The organism is Caballeronia terrestris (assembly GCF_001544515.1).
GTDB lineage: Bacteria > Pseudomonadota > Gammaproteobacteria > Burkholderiales > Burkholderiaceae > Caballeronia > Caballeronia terrestris.
The window spans coordinates 1-1448 of the sequence record NZ_FCOL02000391.1 but is presented as its reverse complement, the minus strand read 5'-3'; the positions used below and the strand labels follow the sequence as shown (position 1 = coordinate 1448).

Sequence of the window (1448 nt, the reverse complement as noted above, 5' to 3'; positions counted from 1 at the left end):
CTACAAGGGTTCCATTCCTGTCCGGCAAGACGTTTCCATGGACAAGTTCGACGCCTGCGCCAAGAAGTCATACGCAGATGAGCAATCGACAATTAAAGCCGGCACGTTCTTTCCTTCGTTCGCTTTTGGTGATGTTCAGTCGTCGGCCACCGAAGGCGCAATTACCGACGTCGTCACCACCTTCATGAACTCGAACGAAGACCCGCAAGAGGGAGTGCGAAAGGTAGCCGCCGCAGCGAAGGTAAAGTAGGTAGGCGTCTCAGAACGCAACGGAATCTGACGGTGACCCGTATCGACGATATGCGTGCCAGCCTGGTGCAAGACCGCTGGAGGAGGAGCAATGAATGCAATTACCCGCTGGACGTTGAAGTGGGAGCACGGCGACGCAACGATCCAGTCGCTGGGCGCAATGCTCGGGCCCGTCCGCTTTGAACTCGGCCGGGGTCGAAGCATATCGCCTCTATGGGTTGCACCGTGGGACGACGATGCGCAGTGGCCCGGCCTTATGTGGGCGTTGCGCGGCGAGTGGCCATGCCTTCCGTTTGGTGCCGTCCATCCACCCATCGGCCTGCCGCACGGTTTCGAGCGATAGGATCCTTCCGACAACTGGAATCACGGCTATGGATCCAATCATCCCTGGCAACTAGTGGACCAGACTTCGCACATGTTCCGTCTTCGAATCGACTATCCGGACAACGGCGAGATCGAGAGCCTTGAGCGCGTCATAAAAGCCAATCCCGACGAACCGACGCTGGACGTCTCGCTTACCGTCCGTGTTCGGCGAGAGGTCGTGTTGCCGATCGCCCTCCATCCGACATTTGCCGTCCCCGCCGAAGGCGTGGAAGTTGTCGGATGCTCTCATCAGGCCATCCACACCTACCCAGCTCCAACTGAGCCCGGGGTGTCGAAAATCCTGCCGGACCGCACCGCCGCTTCGCTCACGGCACTTCCAACCGAAACTGGCAGCATCGATGTGACTCGACTGCCTCTCACGGTAGCAACTGAAGAAATCCTGCAGATGGCAGGGTGCCAGCCCCCTTTTGTTCTGAGATACCCAGCCAGCGGCGCCGATGTCCTGCTCGACTGGAATGCCGAAGAGCTTCCGGATGCCTTGCTTTGGATCAGTAACGGCGGCCGGGCGCACTCACCTTGGTGCGGGAGGAACTTCGCATTGGGCGTAGAGCCAGCAAACAGCTTCTTCGATCTCGGACGCGTCGTGGTTCCGCCTGCCGACCACCCACTCGTTATGCGATCGGGATTGAGATTTCTCGTTGATGAACCGCGCACCATTTGCTATCGGCTTTCGGTACGGGCAATGTGACGACCGACACGGCGACCGGACGATGCAACGCGGCGGCTAAGGCATCTGCAACGTCGCTGGACCTATATCGCAGCGGCCCTTCGATATAGCGAAGCTGCGGCGTCCCGGCCTCCGCCATCAGGAGCCG

General features: G+C 59.6%; 2 protein-coding genes and 1 pseudogene. All 3 read left to right on the top strand.

What is annotated here, in order from left to right; all coding sequences use genetic code 11:
- Nucleotides 1-250: pseudogene (locus AWB67_RS37685) on the top strand (sugar ABC transporter substrate-binding protein); the annotation flags it as partial.
- A gap of 90 nt (nucleotides 251-340) precedes the next feature.
- A complete protein-coding gene (locus AWB67_RS37680; RefSeq protein ID WP_087660840.1) occupies nucleotides 341-592 on the top strand; it encodes a hypothetical protein in 252 nt (83 codons plus the stop codon).
- Between the two features lie 72 nt (nucleotides 593-664).
- Complete coding sequence (locus AWB67_RS40450) at nucleotides 665-1321, top strand: hypothetical protein (RefSeq protein WP_125477877.1); 657 nt, start codon at nucleotides 665-667, stop codon at nucleotides 1319-1321.
- The last annotated feature ends 127 nt before the right edge of the window (nucleotides 1322-1448 follow it).